This window comes from Corynebacterium heidelbergense, from assembly GCF_028609845.1.
Taxonomy (GTDB): domain Bacteria; phylum Actinomycetota; class Actinomycetes; order Mycobacteriales; family Mycobacteriaceae; genus Corynebacterium; species Corynebacterium heidelbergense.
Genome location: NZ_CP063191.1, coordinates 383,958 through 399,680, shown reverse-complemented (window position 1 = coordinate 399,680; position 15,723 = coordinate 383,958). Strand labels below are relative to the sequence as shown.

Genomic DNA, 15,723 nt, shown 5'->3' with positions numbered 1-15,723 from the left:
ATGTCAAGAACACTCGAGATGGCCGCCGTTCGAGATGGCGCCAGCCTGTCCGAGCTTTCCAAGCGGAGTCCCTGGTTGTGCCTACAGAACACCGAAAGGCACCGTTGCCTTGGTGGTTCGCCTGGGTCAGAGCGGTCTCCGCGTCAGGTCATTTCCCAGCGCGTCAACCGCACCTGGCTCACTGTCGGCGTCCTGCCAACGGGCTAGGTGCAACGACGCATACACCCGCCCTAAGAAAGGACCGTGCCTGCGTACGACCTTGCCGAGCGCATCGGTGTCACGACCCCCTTGCAAGTGCGCATGCTCACCCAAGTACTCACCGGGCACCACCACCGTCGCGCCATCTGAGTCACACCGGCGCAGTGCTACTGACCCATCCCGGCCCACCGCATCAATGACCCACCGTTGCCCATTGCGCACCGGCTCACCCGAGGAGGTCACCAACTCATAATCATTCCGGCGGGTGATGATCACATCCCCAACGAACCCTTGTTGTGGCGATACCCCACCACCGAGCCGACACGACCGGCCAGAGGCGTTGACCTCCCCGGCCGCCACCCGTCGGGACTGCGCGGCCCGGTTCAACGCATCCACCGTGTCGTTATCCCCAGCGATGAGCACACTATCCAGCCCGGCTGCCCGATCTGCGCTCCACCCCTCCAGCGCGTCGGTGAGCATCGCCGTGGCACTACCGGCATGCACCCTGCCATGCTCGGCGTACCACTGCGCCGCCTGGGACACCAACGCGGCACCCCCATTGCGCAGCCACGTCGACATCCGCCGTTCCGCGGCATCACGCTGCCGGAACACTTCCCGCAACTCCACCGCATCCGGCACCTCTGCAGCCAACGTGCCCAACAACCCACTGCGCTGATTCACCGCCGCGTACTGGTGCGGATCACCCACAAACACCACCCGCGCATCAACACTCGCGGCGATGTCCAACAACCGCACACACTCCCGGTTCGACACCATCCCCGCCTCGTCAACCACCACCACCGTCTGATCTGTCCACCCCACCTGTGCGGCCACCTGGCTAGCCGAGAGCGACTCTGTGCCCCACAACACCCGAGCGATCGTTGACGAGGAATCAGCCACGTTATCCATCGTCATCACATCAGCTGCCTTACCCGTCGGGGCAAGCCCCACCACCTGCTTGCCCACCTGGTTCCACGCCGCGCGGGCTGCCGCCAACGACGATGTTTTCCCCGCCCCCGCCGGGGCCACAATCACACCCGCACGCCACGGCGAACACACCACCTGCCGCACAGCAGCTGCCTGCGCATCCGATAACACCCCATCGACCGGGGTGATCTCCACCGGCTGCCGCACCGGCGAACGAACCTGCTGGCAGGCCAGATCAATCCCCCTATTGACCTCATCAACAACCACCTCAGCGGTAAACCGCTGCGAGCCCTCCCGCATCCGCCGGTCATACCCCCGCGACCGCTCCGGGGTCACCGTCCACGCCAACCCCGAAGCAAACACCTCATCAACTAACGCTTCAATCCGATCCACCAACCCAGCGGCAGGAACATCCCCGCCGACCAAACCGGCAGCCGCCTCGACCACATCAGCGCGGGTAAACGTCGACCGGCACCGCACTGCCCGCCCACTGGGCCTGCAGCTCCGCCAGCGGGGTATCAACATCCTTCCGCCGCCGGGTGGTTTTCTGACCCAACCGGGCAAAAAGACGATTCATCACCTCCGAGCGGTGCTCATCATCACCAACCCCCTGCGCCTGACGCCACGCATCAATCTCCGACGCGCGGGTGGAAAACCCCCGGATAAACTCCGGATCATCCAACCCCACAATCTCGGCACACCCATTGACAATCTCACCCCACCGCACCCCCAAAGCCGCCGTGAGTTCCGCGCGTAAGTGAGCCTGATACACCATGCCCGCTGCCCGCAGCTCGTGATACACACTCGTCCCATCAATCGTGCGGAACTTCCCATCCCGACACAACTGCTTATTCGACAGCAACACATGGGAATGCACATGCGGATCACCCGCGCGGCTCGTCCGGTGTTCGTACCGCACCCCCGATAATCCAGGCAGCGATTCGATCACCATCACACTCGGATCATCACGACTCGCCCGCCGGGTGTACCCCGCATGGGTAGTGAGATAATCCATCCCACTTGCCACCGCCGCCGCATGCGCACGATCCACCGCCGCACGCACATCCTCATCATCGGTTAACCCCCACACAATGGACACACTTTTCGGCGCGCAAAACGCCAAATCGTAACCCGGCACCCCCCGACTACCCGGAGCACGACCCAACTTCACGCCACTGGGGCCAACAGCACCGTTAAACCACGACCGCACCCCTGCCCCATCCACCACCATTCCCGGCTCAACACCCAACTGCCCCGAGATGGCATCCACAGCCCCCGCCGACTCGCCCGTCACCCACGCCCGCGCGGGCTGACGACCATCCTCCGAGTAGTACCCATCCACCCCACCAGACACATCCACCGTCGACTCGTAATACGCCACCGACTCCGCATGCAGCTTCGCCACCGTCAACACCGACAACTACACCCGCCTTCCCCAGGTCCACCACAGGCCAACCCACAGCCCACCGAACTACTCGACGGTTTCCTGCAAATGTATCTTTGCTCGTAAGGGGCTCGGCTGTTTGGGAGTCGGGACCTCTTGCTACGCGGGGGCTTCGAGCCAGGGGGTTCTGGTGAGCTGAGAAGGTTCGTTAAGTCAGCAAGGCAGACCCAGATGTGGAAAGGTGAGAACTCCCAGCCGCGGGTGGCTACCCCTCTTGGGCAACAGCCGCCGCAGCCACCGCAGCTCTAGGAGCTGCCGATGCCCCGCAGGGCCCCCGGAGAGGGGTACGAACAAGCTGCCGCTAACGGCCACGGGAGGTATGCCGAAACGTCAACCAGCACCCGGAACCTTTTCGCTCCCAGCGCACTTGGCGAGGCACCTGCTCCGGGCGAGGGGCCGAACTCCAGGGCGTTCATCTACGTGGACGGAACGGGTCTCCATGCCCACTATGCTGAAGTAGGATGGCGCGGCGGCCCAGATAGCTTCTGGAAAGACAACGTCTGCGGAGGCAGCTTCGATATCCAATGGACTGATGCGAATGAGGCACACCAGGAACGTCACGGAAGTGTGAACAACTGCAAACAGTTGCGCAATCCGTTTTTCCTGGCCACTACCTCACGTTCGATCTTCACAGCGAGACGTTTGAGGCAGATACCGACGTGTGTGGGCGCTACCACATCGACGGTAAAGAATCTTCCTGGGCTTGCATAACCACGAAACCATAAACTTAGGTTACAGATAGAAGTATAGGAGCTTCATCGTGAATTTTGGAATCATAGAGATTGCGCTTGTGCTTGTCACCGTTTTGATTATTGCCGCACTAGTGTGGCTGATAGTCAAGATTTTCAAAGCAGCAGGAAAGAAGTAGAACCCAGGTCCTCTATCGATCTGCCACTTTGGAGCATTCTCCCTTCCCTACCCTCGGACATGGTTCGAGGGTTTTCTAATATTTTTTCCGCAAACCACCATTGCTCTTGCCCCCCCCGAGATTGCCAGAGCTTCGCTGTGGCTGTTCAGTGCGCGCCACGCGGTGGTGCAGTTGTTGCCGAGCATCGTGGCAATCGCTCCGATTGGTAGATCGTCGACTTTAACGAGCTGTCCCGTCCGGTCAGCGACTCCTGCTCGAACTCACCTGGGCTGGCGGAGTTCGCGGCGCAACGTGTAGGTAGGAGTCATGACAAACAAGTACAACTGGCTCATCCTTCTTGTCGCAGCTACCATCGTCGCCCTCATCGCGGCCCTCGGATTCCTGCAATGGAATGTTGCTGTGTGGCCCATTGGTGCTCTGGTTGTCGCCGCAGCGCTGACGTGGCTGCTGCTACGCCGCCAACACAGGGTATCTGCGTAAGCCTCTGAACCCTCACTGTCACCACAGCGGGGGTTCTTCAGCGTCCTCATCCTTGCGGCCCCCATCGGCGTACACCCCGGTACCCGACAACGCCGCATACAGCGTCGGCCTACTGACCTGGAGGTCACGAGCAACCTGGGCTTTCGGCACCCCTTCTGCCACCCGTCGGCGGGCGTCAAGCACCTGCTGGCGGGTCAAACGAGGCGCCTTGGTGTACTTGCCCTTTTTCTTCGCCAGGGCAATGCCCTCGGCTTGGCGCTCCAGGATGATCTCGCGCTCCAACTGGGCTACTGCTGCCAACACCGTCAGCATGAAGTAACCCTGCGGGGTGGTCGTTTTCAATGCCGGGTTGTCCACAAACTCCAAGCCAACCTTCCGGGATTTCAAGTTCTCCGCAATCGCTAACAGATCCGAGCTCGACCGGGCGAGCCGGTCAGCGCTTTTGACCCGGATATTGTCCCCAGCTTTGACGAAACGCATCAGGGCCGACAGCTCATCTCGGTCGGCGACGTTCTTGCCCGACTCCTTATCCTCAATGAGCATGTCCACCTCACCGAGGGCTGCGATTTGCCGATCCAGATTCTGATCACCGGTCGACGCCCGCGCGTAGCCGAAGACCCGCCCGGTGCATGGTGGAACTGCACCAGACATGTCAAGGCATCTCTATGAGCTCGCTGCAATGGTGGCAAATTGACCTACCGAGGAGTTCCTTTTATAGCGGCGGTGGGTTCTGGCGGATGTGTAAAACCAGTGCAAAGCTGCTTTTACATTGCCGATACTGCTTCCACCCCACCTCGGATACGTGCGGGCGGGAAATAAATTACGGCTCTTGCTTCACCCGGTTGAAGCATCGACCCACTGGCAGGCCTCCTGATCCCTCAGCAGTAGGCGCTCACCATCCTCAGCAACGTCGCCCGTCGTATCCCTGTGGTGGGAATTACATCCTCATGCGTAGGGTGGGTGAGAACTCACGGGCAGGGTGCGCGAGAAGCGTGGTCACGCATAGCGCCACGGCCCAGAAACTATTTCGCTCACCGATGCGATACACTATCATTAGACTTGGCCACTTGCACTGGTCCTGTTCCTCCACACACTAGCGATCCATCATCAATTCATGTTGTTGATTATTCCTGGTGCGCTAGTATCGACCTACTCATTAACAATTCGTCACTACGCTCTTCATGATCTAAGGAGTCTGTCATATGTCTAGTCGTCTACTTCGCAGCGTTGCCGCCGCGCTCTTCGTGGCAGTCTCGGTGGCCAGCTTCGTGCGTGGAAATACACTGCTCGGCGTCGTGTTTTTAGTAGCCGCTGTTATTTTCATTGCAGCCCTGGCGAAGGGTAGGCAATCCGATAGGACAAGCCGCTGATCTAACATCACTGCCTGCGGGGGGACCGTCATTCTATGTTCACCATCAGACAGGGCGAGTTTGGATATCAACTATCGGAACCGCCTGTTCTTTCCATTCCGCAGTTCGAGGTACAACCAGGTAGCGTTGTTGGCTTGCTGGGCGGAAACGGAGCCGGAAAACCACATTCATCAAGGGTTTAAGTGGCCTTCTGAAGAACGCCAAGTTCGAGTCGATGGATTTCGCTGGCAACCCGACCACCCCGGACAGTCCAGGGTTCAAACGTACGCGCATGACCGTGTTCACGGAGGACCAAAGCTTTCGAAATTGGTCGTTTGAAACCTACCTTCGCTTCGTCTCTGCTGCGTACGACAAGGCTCCAGACGACATACTTCATGAATTGATCGACGGTTTCAATTTCGGCTCTTTCGCGAAAACTCGTATAGGTGAATTGAGTTCAAGAAACTCGAAAAAGGCTAGATTAATCGCTGCCTTTGCCATCAAGCCACCGCTTTTGATTCTAGACGAACCTGTCGATGCGCTTGATTCCCTCGGAACGGATTTTCTATACTCGTCTATCCGCTAGGCCCGTGATGCTGGTACTAGCATTATCATGAGATCCCATGTCGCTGAGTCGTTGATAGATACAGCAGACACTCTCTACATTCTGCAGAGGGGATCTATGACAGGCCCGCAGGATGTGCCTAAAACACGCGATGATTTGATTTCCCTGTTGGATGAAAACCGTACCGCACAGGGGAAATAATGACCCAGTACCGAACAGCGGTGCAGGGACTCCTAGGCGAGTTCGTAAGTCGCAGGCTCCTTCAAGTAAGCTTGCTGCTAACTGTGGCCGCTATCCCCGTCGGATATTTTCTATTATCTAATGCTTCTCAGTCGCGATGCTTATCGTTTCTTTCCGTCGTGACAGGCTTAGCCTCGTTCTCCAATGCTGCAATATGGGCAAGGGATCCAAGGTTGAACCAGCTGTTGCAGTGGCCCGTTTCGCGGGGAGTGTTAGCTCGAGCTTCTCTTCTGGCCGGGGCAATACTTTTCGCTGTCGAGTTTGGTGTTTGTCAGGCCACATTACTTATCGCAGCCGGCAGGTCCTTCATTGCCGTCCTCTCGACTAGCGTCTTTTTACTTTTTGTATATTGCTCTATTTGGCCTATTCTTCTGCTTGACTTCAGATTCCAGTGGCCTTTTGCACTTGTTCTTTGCGGCCTACTTGCCGCCAGTCCGTTAGTTTTGCCATCGTTTATCACTTGGTTGACAATGATGGTCATCGTTTCGTTGTGCATCGTTTTCGCCAAGTCACCTCCTCTACTCAATTCGGCTAATGCTCGCCCCGCGTCAAGAACACGAAATTACTACCTTGCCTGCCTTCTCACGGACCAAAGAGTCTGGGTAAATGCGGTTGCTGTAATCGGTTTTGGCGCTCTTTTCCTCTTACTCTCGCGTGAGTATCCCCTTGCTACCCCTCCTGGTCTTTCGGTGTGCCTGTCGACATCTGTGCTCACGACAACGATGTCTCGAGATCCAGATACTGTTCAGGCAGCACGAATGCTCGGTGTTGAGCGTAATTTGAAACTCCAGTATTGCATACTATTGTTCTTTTATTACGGCGTCGTTGCTACGCCTTTGATTTTCATTGCAATCGCACTGAATGGTATTTCGTTTATGTTTATACCTTTCGCAGTAGCAACTTTTGCGATAGTTTCCTGCTTGTTCGCAATTTGTGAAATTGTGTACCCTTTGAGTGGACTTCGGACCGAGAAGGAGGTTTTGAAACATCCGCGTCAGTACCTAGTGCTTCTAATAGGGAGCTTTATACTCGTGTCTGGGTACCTCGTACTACTTTAGCTCAACTTCGTTAGTTAATCGTCTTCCGTAGTGTACAGCACCTCTTAGGGCCATGCACTAATAGATCGACTCAAGACATACTTCACTCTATTTCTACCTTATAATCGACATTCCTCAATTAGAACAGGTCAACAATGCTACCAGGGTCAAACCGGCTCCCGCCCCCGTAAAGCAAATCTGACTAGAGAAAACTAACCGCCGTCCCCTACGGGCGGTAATATCGTCTACATCATCAGCAGATTAGAGAACGGTCAACCAACCTTCTCTGCAACCCGTCGGGTAGAAACGGGCCTGAGCAGGCAAAGATAAAGGTGCCATTGTAGGGGTTGTTTAGGGACACCCAAATCGTCAGGTCTCGGTCAATTTGCCTCTTCACGTCGGACGGTGCAGTCAGCTTCGACGATCCCCGCACCCACTTAGGATGCCCAAACACCGACCGGGGTAGCATCCTCGACCGAAGCTTTCGTCGAGCCGACTCTTGTTCAGCTATCTGGTTTCGACCGGCAGGCAGTTCCCTGGCTCCTCGTCATCTTCGGACTGGGGCTGTTCTTCGGGAATATCGTCGGAGGCCGAGCAGCCGACCGCTCCGGGGAACGCAGCCTTGTAGCGTTTTCGGCGCTGCTGCCGGTTGTTCTCGTCGCATACTGGTTATCTACCCCCTGGCGCCCTGGCGTTGCCCTCGCTGTTTTCGCGGTGGGCCTTGTCGGTTTCGCGACGGTCCCTGGACTACAGCAACGGGTACTCAAGCGCGCTGACGGGGCAACAACACTCGCGTCTGTAGCCAATATTGCATCCTTCAACCTCGGGAACACGGTGGGTGTAGCTATCGCGGGGTTGGCCATTTCAGCCGGGCTGGGCCATCGAGCCCCAGCTCTCACCGGCGCGGTGTTGTCCCTCTTAGGTTTCCTTGTACTCACTGCAGGGCTGAAGAGATCCAAAGGTTCACATCCTGAAGCGCTGTCACCCCATAGGTAGCTGCACACCGATCCGCTGCAGACCAGCTGCCAACGCCCAACAACCGTCGACAAGCGCCCCCACTGGACGGCGGCAGCCTGGATGTTTCCTGGCGTACGCGAAGCCGGCCTCACGACATGGCACCCTGTGAAGGTCCAACACTGAAGTGCCCAACTGGGAAGTACCTTCATTAACACGATCACTGTCACCTGCAGCGATACCTCGCCACCTTCGAGCAGGAAGCGTCTTGCCATGTACATTCCACCGGGGTGAAACATCGGCCTGCTTCCAGAATTTTGATCCCACATAGCTAGAAGCCCTCACCCTTCCCACGGCGATTCCACCACCCATCCCCTCATGATGCACAACCTGTCGCTAAGGACGTCATGCCCAGGCCAAGTAACGGGCACAATTTTGCACAGCGCTGTCCTGGGAGAATGCCCGCCCGCCGAGGTGCGGACGCGGGTGGGACACAAACGATGGTTTATGCGGCGCACGAGGTGTCGAAGAGCCCCCTACGCATCCCAGTCGACCGAGTGCTTCCAACTTCAACATTCCGCTGCAGAGTTACCCTCAGCTAGCAGATGTAGCATCTCGAATGGAAGCCAGAGCCAACAGCCGAGCCCTCACCAAATAGATCCAGCTTCAAGACGCTCTTAGCGTCAAGCTACGCTCATGGTCTGGCGTCAACAAGCCGCTTTTCGAACGTACACGAACAAATCATGAACATTGGGTTAAATAGTGCCAAAATAGCTTCCTCTAGCGCTACTATCTATTTCGAAAGCAGTTTTAAAGTCAAGTGACACACAAAGGATATGACAATGCCTTCGAAGAAAATCGGCACCTATAGCGCTGTAGCACTCTCCACTGTCGCAATCTACTTGATAGCTGCTTTCACCCGTAGCAGCCTCCCCACTGATCAGTCGGGGTGGGTAACGTTCACTGTTGTGGGACTGATAGTGACGATTATTTCTACTGCGACTGTCGGAACCCTCGTCACAATGCGGGGACAATCTCGTTAGTACGACTGAAGCCCAAAAGTTCAGGTAGAATGATATGCGTAACCCCAAGGCTCTTATCGCCTTACTATCGCAGTGACAACAGCACTGTCCCCATTATTGGCATTTGCAAGCGAAGTGCCAGCCAGCACCATCTCCCTTGAAGACGGAAAGCATGTTGCCAAGCCTATTTCCGCACAACACACGGATTCCATCAAAGCCTCGATAAGGGGTGGACCTCTCTCACTCCACACAAACCCGAGTAATCTGTCTTTTGCTGATGCCAAGTCATCAACAAACAGCAAAGGAGAGACATTAGTGATGATCCCTATCATTAACGAAGGGATTGAGTACAGCAACATTTCGGTGGTATTCTCCAACCAAGGTGACATTGCCGGATACAATGAGTCTCACTTCGTCGAAAAGCCTTCGACGTCTGGCCACGTCACCTCGTGGTCCAATGGTAAGAAAATTCAAGATAAAGACGTATCTGCACCTCAAGGCGGAATCACCTCGCCCCGATCGGTCGGCGACGCCATCAGCGAGCTGAATCGATGCTTGTCAGCGGCAGGAATCCCCGCCTGGATTGTTGCCGCCGCCACGGCTGTACGTTCGTATGGTAGCCTTCCTGGCTACATTGCGTGTCTCACAGCAGCAGGCGTAGGTGGGGGCACGGCAGGATACTGCGGCGCTTCAGCTTGGGACAAGCTCTAGGCGCTCCTAGACGCCAAATAGTTGGCCGACCCGGCGTACCTGGGGCTGTGATAGTGCGGGGGCGTCGGGCTAGTTTTTCGGGGTGTTTTTTCACTGGAAGTTTCGGCAGATGGGGTGGGCCTCTTTCTCGTGACTTCCGAACCCCGGGTCGATTGGGGCATTCTTACTGGTCACGTCTACTTAAGCAAAGATGAGACACGGAGGATGGCCGCAGGAACAGCTGCCGCCGCAGCAATTGCTCCTTTCTGGGTTCTCGTTCCACCACCTATTGGAGAGTACGAGGGAGCGTGGTGGGGACTGCGGAATGCGGAGGTTTCAGCTTGGGCAACCGCAGCGGTTGCCCAAGACAAGTGCCTTGCCCTAAAGCTCGGTGCCCCAACCAGCGCCAGCGTTACCACCCCGTCCAGTCTTGTGACTTCCGAACACTACACGAACGGGTGTTCTTATGCTACAGACTTGACCACATCGTAAGGGAGATGTGTAACCATGAGGCAATCTAATTGGAAAGGGCAGATGGCTGCAGTTATCGTACTCATTCTTTCAATCACTCCTGTATTGCAGCGGGCTGCTTCATGCATCTACCGACACGATATCCTGTGGCAGCTATCATGCGCATACACTGCGCTGATCCTTGTTTTTGTAGGGCTAATTCTAAGTCTCTTGAAGATCGAGACGGACAATCCCAAGTCCGTCATAAAAGAAGGTTTTCCCTTCCTTCTTACCAGTTATGTCCCGGCAGTCTTAAGTAACTGGATCGGACCTTTGTCTATTTTTAGGTTTATTTACCCTCTGATTGTATACTGGGTTTTGGTTGCCAATCCCAGAATAAGGTCGTGGATGCAAACTCTCGCCCGCGAGTAGGATTGCATTCTCCCTGACCCATTGGGCGCGCTCCCCCCGTCTCCGCAGAGGGCGAGCGCGTTTCGGCGGTTTCTACCCTCGGACGCGGAGCGGCGGCGTCAGACTTACGCGGTGGCTGAGGTCAGTCTAGAGTAGTTTTTGAACAAAAGCTCTTGGCGGCTAGCTTCGCTGGTGAGTCTTCGGGAGGAGCCGAAGGCTCGGTCGACGGCCGAGTCGACCGTGTTGTGGGCCTTGACGAGTGCTGGGTCCATGCCGAGGGGATTGTAGGCGTCGGACAACGAGCGCTCGGGGTGGATTGCGCGGGCAGTGAGAACAGCTTTACCCCCAGCGACGATTGCTGCCCGAGTCTTATCCGTGAGCTCGGGAACAGGAAACGTGTTCCACACCAGCGTGTTAGAAAAGCGGAGATCCGATTTCAGCTGACCCCCAACACATCGTTGCCACGCCATGAACATCGACGAGGACACAAGCCCGAACAGCAGACCCGTTGGGTCCTCAGCGGTGTACAACCTGATTGCCTACGATGACCTCCGGGCCGAAGTGGGCTGCGGTGTAGTAGCGGCGCGTTTCCGACACCACAGCCGGGATACCGACATAGGGCACTAGTGGTCGTTTAGCGTTCGGGCGCATCAGATGCGGAATGTCCTTGAGCTTGTAGGCATCCCCCGATGGTCGACTAGTTTCCCGAAACTTCCGACATGCCGCGACCCGTTCACGCAATACGGCAGAGCAACGTATGTCCGCCGGATCGAAATCGTCATCGGCCATCCATAGACACCACCGGTCTAACCCCCGGACGAGTTCGCGGCCCATGCGAAACGGTCGGAGGTATTTTGCCGCCACCGGATCGGCTGCTACCCCCTCATACTCATCGGCCTCGACGATAAGGTGACCTCCGTCCGTGGGCTGGGAGCCTCTGACTGCCTCGGTGATGACAGGGGATAGAGGTTTCATCGTTTTGCGCACGAGGAGGTTCGGCCACTCGTGTTGGCCGATCGACCCTCCTGAGAGATAGTCCAACGCTTGGTCAAACGCCGCGTCCAGGTCCCGGCCTAGAGACTTCGCCTCCCCCAACACCACCCCAGACCAAAAAAGGTCAATATAGCCATCCCGACCAGTCGTGGCCCGGGCAGCATCCCGCTCAAACAGATCAATCCGCTCCGGGATGACCCCAAAACAGCGCAGCAAGTCCGACCAGAACTGCTGGGCGTAGGACTTCTCCGTATGCCTCTTACCCGACACCTTCCACTCGTTGATGCGGGGACTCCAGTGGGCAGCAAAACCGTTGAGGTTCGCCCGGGCAGTACCGCGATCCATCATCGGAGTCAGAGCAGAAGGAACCATGCACATACCCTACGTAACCCTCGGCTGGGAATCTTCCCCCTCAAGCGCGAGCACCCTGCGTTCTCCGTAAGGGAGGGCGTTCTAAAAAAACTCTCGCACTCAAGATGCCGCCCTAGGGGGCAGGGGGACCGTGCATTGCTTACGGCTTGTCCACTTTCTTTTTACGTCCTCGGGGGAGTTCGATTCCTGCTCCCGCAAGTGCTCTTCATACCGTCTTTTCGCTCACCTTGAGCTCGCTAGAGGCCTGCTTCAAGGTGGGGTATGTGCCTGTCTGCAGGTATGCATCATCGAAGAAGTTAGCGATCTCACGCGCACTCACACGTCCTTTTCGTGCGCGTTGTTGGTTGGCTTTGGCAAGTTTGTTGAGCTCGTTTTGGGCGTAGGTGCTGTTGCGGTCGTTCCAGCGTTGGGCGGCTTTCTTCCCGCCTTTACGGCCCATGGTGGACAGGGCTTTGCGCTCCCGGGCGCTGACCCCAGCTGTCGCGCCGGTGAACGCCGACCCCCGGCTGGTTTTCGACCCGGACAGCACATAACCACGCACCCGCCGGGCCATCGTCTGCCGATCGCGCTGCGGGGGCATCTCCGAGCTGCGGTGATCCGCCCCCACCGCCTGAGCCACGTTATAGGCGTACTCGTAGGCGTCGATGATCTTCGCGTCCGTCATCCGCTGGTCGGCCTCCCGCAGCCGGTGGGCGGTCGCCAACGCGTGCCGGAACACCGTCTCATCACGGGCCGCCCGCCCCGGGGAGATCCACAACACCTTGACCCCCTCGATCCGATCCCCATCCAACGCCGAGGCATCCGGCAGGGTTTTATCCACCGAGGCGAACAGCCCCCGGGCGTCCTCGGCCTCCAGGCGGCGGGCGACGACCGCGTTAATCAACTCCCGGCCGCTGGTAAACCCCTGCGGCCGGGACGGGGACACTGACGTGATCTGGTTGGTCATCGCACGCACCTCATCTCCAAGATCACCCAACCGGTCCACCCGGTGATGCTGCACATGCCAACGATAAGCCTGCGGATCATCCCCGGTGTACAACGGCGAGCGGGACAACCGGTGGGAAAACGCCAAATCCCCACCGACAACCTCCCCCAACACGGCCGACTCGCGCCGTGGACTCAGCGCTCCGCGACCGCATCACAGGGATCACTCCCAGTCCACGGCCAACGGGATCGAGGCTAATCTCCGGTACTCATTCCCTCTTCCAACCGAAGCCTCAAGGAAGGACAGCTGCAGCTCTGACCCGATGTGTCCGACGATGCAAATTGCTCGGTAGTTCCCGCAAAAATGTCCCCCAATAGATCCAACGATGGAACGTCTTCCGGTCAGGCAATGTCTGGTTTCGTTGTCCCACCCGGTGGCCCGGAAAAGAGGCCATCGAGGCCGCTGCCCTTCCCTAGAAATCTTGCGCCAAGGTCGGGTGAGTGGCCCTCGCCCGCGGTGACGGCGCCACGCTGGCGCAGGTCCCCTAGCACCCCACTGGTGAGAGCAAACTTCACCCCCTGCCACAGCCGGCATGGTAGCGAACATCGGCCAGGCCGGTGCTGCCGAAGACAACCCGGCAGGAGGGTCGTTGTTCGCTTCGCTGCAGACCAGTCTCCTGGGCCGTTACTGTCGGCACACCTAGGAACAACTCGGCACCGGGATCCTTGGATGGATCAAACGGACCTCTCACCGACGCGACAGCCAGCCCCACCTCGGACGGTTGACGCTCATCGCACATGCGCCCATCACGACATCTGCCGTCAGCTGCATATCCCAAAGTCGCAACCAACTTTCGAACGCACGAAGGTAACGCTCGTTACCGGATGACCTCTACCCCTGCCCCCTCTACCCCAGGGATTCGCGGCAGGGCCTGCAGGCCGAAGGTTATCAGCGGCTCGGCGTGGCCATCCGTTAGGCAGTACCGCAGCCCCACCACCGCACAGCTTCCATTGTTCACCCGGCGCGAGATCTGCGGGGAGCGATCCACGATGTGATGGGCGATCTCGCGAACGTGGTTTCGCTCGAAATCGATTACGCTTTCCAACCCATTAGCCCGGGCGGACAGCAGGGAGGGAGTGACTTTCTCCACCAGCACCCGCTGGAAACCGTCGGGCAGCTCCCCGTGCTCCAAAGCTCGCTGCGCCGCGCCTACCGCGCCGCAGCCCTCGTGTCCAAGGATCACGACGAGAGGTACGTCCAATCCATCCACTGCGAATTCAAGGGATGCCAGCACGGAGAGGTCCGTGATGTGCCCTGCGGTGCGGATAACGAACACATCCCCCAGCCCCTGATCGAAGACCAGCTCCACCGGCACCCGGGAGTCTGAACAGGCAAGCACCACCGCGTGCGGACTTTGCCCCTCGGCCAACGTCCGCCGGTAGTGAGGATCCTGGTTGGGGCGGGTGAGCTCCTCCGCCACGAAGCGGCGATTGCCCTCTAGCATGGCCGTGAGGGCCTCCACGGGGGTTAGCGTGCTCGGGGTGTATTCCATGCGGCCATCATGCCGGTACTTGTAGGTTCAGCACAACGGGAATAGGCAACCGCACGGTGTGTCGCCGTATAGAATCGCGGGCGTCTTATGCACAGCAACTACACCCCCAACCGCGGCCGCGTCACCGCTACCGACGTAACCGCCCACCCCGCCTCGCAAAACCCCGCACATGGAGCCAAGAGCGACCCATTTCCCCTGGTCACCCCGAGCAACCGGTGGTTCGCCCGCCACGGTCGCCCTCTGCCCTGGCGAGATTCGGGCACCTCGCCCTGGGGCGTTTTGGTCAGCGAGGTCATGTCTCAGCAGACCCCGGTGGCGCGCGTCGAACCATTATGGCGCGCGTGGCTGGATAGGTGGCCGGAGCCGAAGGACCTGGCTCAGGCAACGCCGGCGGATGTGCTGCGGATGTGGGCGAATCTGGGTTATCCGCGCCGAGCGCTGCGGCTGCGCGAGTGCGCCCAGGCCATCGTGGACCGTCATGCGGGAGCCGTGCCCGGCACCGTGTCGGAGCTGCATGCGCTGCCGGGGGTGGGTAGCTACACGGCCCGGGCTGTTGCGGCCTTCCACTTCGGCCTTCCAGTCCCGGTAGTGGATACCAATGTGCGGCGGGTTCATCGCCGAGCGGTGGAGGGGGTTTTCCTGCCGGGGCCCGCCCGAGCCGGCGATTTGGCAGCCGTGGCGGATATGATGCCCTTCGTCGCCGGGGACCCCGATCTGGAGCGGCGGGGTTACGCCAATGCGCAGCAGGACCCAGCTCGACGGGAGGACGCCGTCCTGTTCACCGCAGCCATCATGGAGCTAGGAGCGCTCGTCTGTACCGCCCGCTCGCCCCGCTGCGAGCAGTGCCCCGTCCAGCACGTGTGTGAATGGGTCCGCCGGGGCAAGCCCCTTCCCACCGAGTCAGAGGTTGCCTCCGCCCGGGCGCGGGTGCAGCGGTTCGAGGGCACGGATCGGCAAGTTCGGGGCAAGATCATGCGGCTGCTGCGGGAATCCGCCGACGGTGCCGCCACCGCCGCGGAGGTTGATCTGGTGTGGCCGGATGCCGCCCAGCTCTCCCGCTCGCTGTCCTCCCTGGTCGCCGATGGGCTGGTGGTTCGGGATGGGATTCTTGGGGACGCCACCACCTACCGCCTCCCCCACTAACCCACACCGCCGCGGTGGGCAGTGGGCTGGAGTGGGCCGTAGGCCACGGCTAATCACGCCTTGAGTTATCAAGAAAGCCAGCTCAAGCCGCAACACGAAAAAG

At 58.6% G+C, this 15,723-nt stretch carries 11 protein-coding genes and 1 pseudogene; 5 read left to right on the top strand and 7 right to left on the bottom strand.

Annotation, left to right across the window (positions count from 1 at the left end; genetic code table 11):
- Window positions 1–126 precede the first annotated feature (126 nt).
- Both CHEID_RS01625 and mobF read right to left on the bottom strand, forming a co-directional pair.
- A complete protein-coding gene (locus CHEID_RS01625; protein ID WP_181645836.1) occupies window positions 127–1,572 on the bottom strand; it encodes an AAA family ATPase in 1,446 nt (481 codons plus the stop codon).
- A 1-nt stretch (window position 1,573) separates the two neighbouring features.
- Window positions 1,574–2,530 carry a MobF family relaxase gene (gene mobF, locus CHEID_RS01620; protein ID WP_181645835.1) on the bottom strand — a complete coding sequence of 319 codons (957 nt, stop codon included), beginning with the start codon at window positions 2,528–2,530 and terminating at the stop codon, window positions 1,574–1,576.
- A gap of 1,213 nt (window positions 2,531–3,743) precedes the next feature.
- On the opposite strand from mobF, the gene CHEID_RS01615 reads away from it, so the two are divergent.
- A complete protein-coding gene (locus tag CHEID_RS01615) occupies window positions 3,744–3,917 on the top strand; it encodes a hypothetical protein (RefSeq protein WP_181645834.1) in 174 nt (57 codons plus the stop codon).
- A gap of 18 nt (window positions 3,918–3,935) precedes the next feature.
- Here CHEID_RS01615 and CHEID_RS01610 read toward each other — a convergent pair whose 3' ends face one another.
- Window positions 3,936–4,568, bottom strand: a complete 633-nt coding sequence (locus CHEID_RS01610; RefSeq protein ID WP_112768566.1) for a recombinase family protein — start codon at window positions 4,566–4,568, stop codon at window positions 3,936–3,938.
- An 888-nt stretch (window positions 4,569–5,456) separates the two neighbouring features.
- Between CHEID_RS01610 and CHEID_RS01605 the strand changes: the two genes are divergently transcribed.
- From CHEID_RS01605 to CHEID_RS01600, 3 genes and pseudogenes are all read left to right on the top strand, one after another.
- Window positions 5,457–5,852 carry an ATP-binding cassette domain-containing protein gene (locus CHEID_RS01605; protein WP_112768565.1) on the top strand — a complete coding sequence of 132 codons (396 nt, stop codon included), beginning with the start codon at window positions 5,457–5,459 and terminating at the stop codon, window positions 5,850–5,852.
- Between the two features lie 1,760 nt (window positions 5,853–7,612).
- Window positions 7,613–8,104: pseudogene (locus CHEID_RS10520) on the top strand (MFS transporter); the annotation flags it as partial.
- 1,073 nt (window positions 8,105–9,177) lie between these two features.
- Window positions 9,178–9,795 carry a hypothetical protein gene (locus tag CHEID_RS01600; protein ID WP_146743796.1) on the top strand — a complete coding sequence of 206 codons (618 nt, stop codon included), beginning with the start codon at window positions 9,178–9,180 and terminating at the stop codon, window positions 9,793–9,795.
- 965 nt (window positions 9,796–10,760) lie between these two features.
- Here CHEID_RS01600 and CHEID_RS10460 read toward each other — a convergent pair.
- From CHEID_RS10460 to CHEID_RS01585, 4 genes are all read right to left on the bottom strand, one after another.
- On the bottom strand, window positions 10,761–11,105 hold the full coding sequence (locus tag CHEID_RS10460; RefSeq protein WP_337956045.1) for a type IIL restriction-modification enzyme MmeI: 345 nt from the start codon (window positions 11,103–11,105) through the stop codon (window positions 10,761–10,763).
- A 46-nt stretch (window positions 11,106–11,151) separates the two neighbouring features.
- On the bottom strand, window positions 11,152–12,000 hold the full coding sequence (locus tag CHEID_RS01595; protein ID WP_181645833.1) for a type IIL restriction-modification enzyme MmeI: 849 nt from the start codon (window positions 11,998–12,000) through the stop codon (window positions 11,152–11,154).
- Between the two features lie 205 nt (window positions 12,001–12,205).
- Window positions 12,206–13,099 carry a replication initiation protein gene (locus tag CHEID_RS01590; protein WP_273661203.1) on the bottom strand — a complete coding sequence of 298 codons (894 nt, stop codon included), beginning with the start codon at window positions 13,097–13,099 and terminating at the stop codon, window positions 12,206–12,208.
- A 703-nt stretch (window positions 13,100–13,802) separates the two neighbouring features.
- Window positions 13,803–14,477 carry a carbonic anhydrase gene (locus CHEID_RS01585; protein WP_181645832.1) on the bottom strand — a complete coding sequence of 225 codons (675 nt, stop codon included), beginning with the start codon at window positions 14,475–14,477 and terminating at the stop codon, window positions 13,803–13,805.
- An 87-nt stretch (window positions 14,478–14,564) separates the two neighbouring features.
- Here CHEID_RS01585 and CHEID_RS01580 point away from each other — a divergent pair, with 87 nt between their 5' ends.
- A complete protein-coding gene (locus CHEID_RS01580; protein ID WP_112768562.1) occupies window positions 14,565–15,620 on the top strand; it encodes an HhH-GPD family protein in 1,056 nt (351 codons plus the stop codon).
- Window positions 15,621–15,723 lie beyond the last annotated feature (103 nt).

Bases quoted from the DNA above. Each gene is read 5' to 3' on its own strand.
- CHEID_RS01615 (WP_181645834.1), top strand. From the start codon at position 3,744: ATGACAAACAAGTACAACTGGCTCATCCTTCTTGTCGCAGCTACCATC.
- CHEID_RS01610 (WP_112768566.1), bottom strand. From the start codon at position 4,568: ATGTCTGGTGCAGTTCCACCATGCACCGGGCGGGTCTTCGGCTACGCG.
- CHEID_RS10460 (WP_337956045.1), bottom strand. From the start codon at position 11,105: ATGGCGTGGCAACGATGTGTTGGGGGTCAGCTGAAATCGGATCTCCGC.
- CHEID_RS01595 (WP_181645833.1), bottom strand. From the start codon at position 12,000: ATGGTTCCTTCTGCTCTGACTCCGATGATGGATCGCGGTACTGCCCGG.
- CHEID_RS01585 (WP_181645832.1), bottom strand. From the start codon at position 14,477: ATGGAATACACCCCGAGCACGCTAACCCCCGTGGAGGCCCTCACGGCC.
- CHEID_RS01580 (WP_112768562.1), top strand. From the start codon at position 14,565: ATGCACAGCAACTACACCCCCAACCGCGGCCGCGTCACCGCTACCGAC.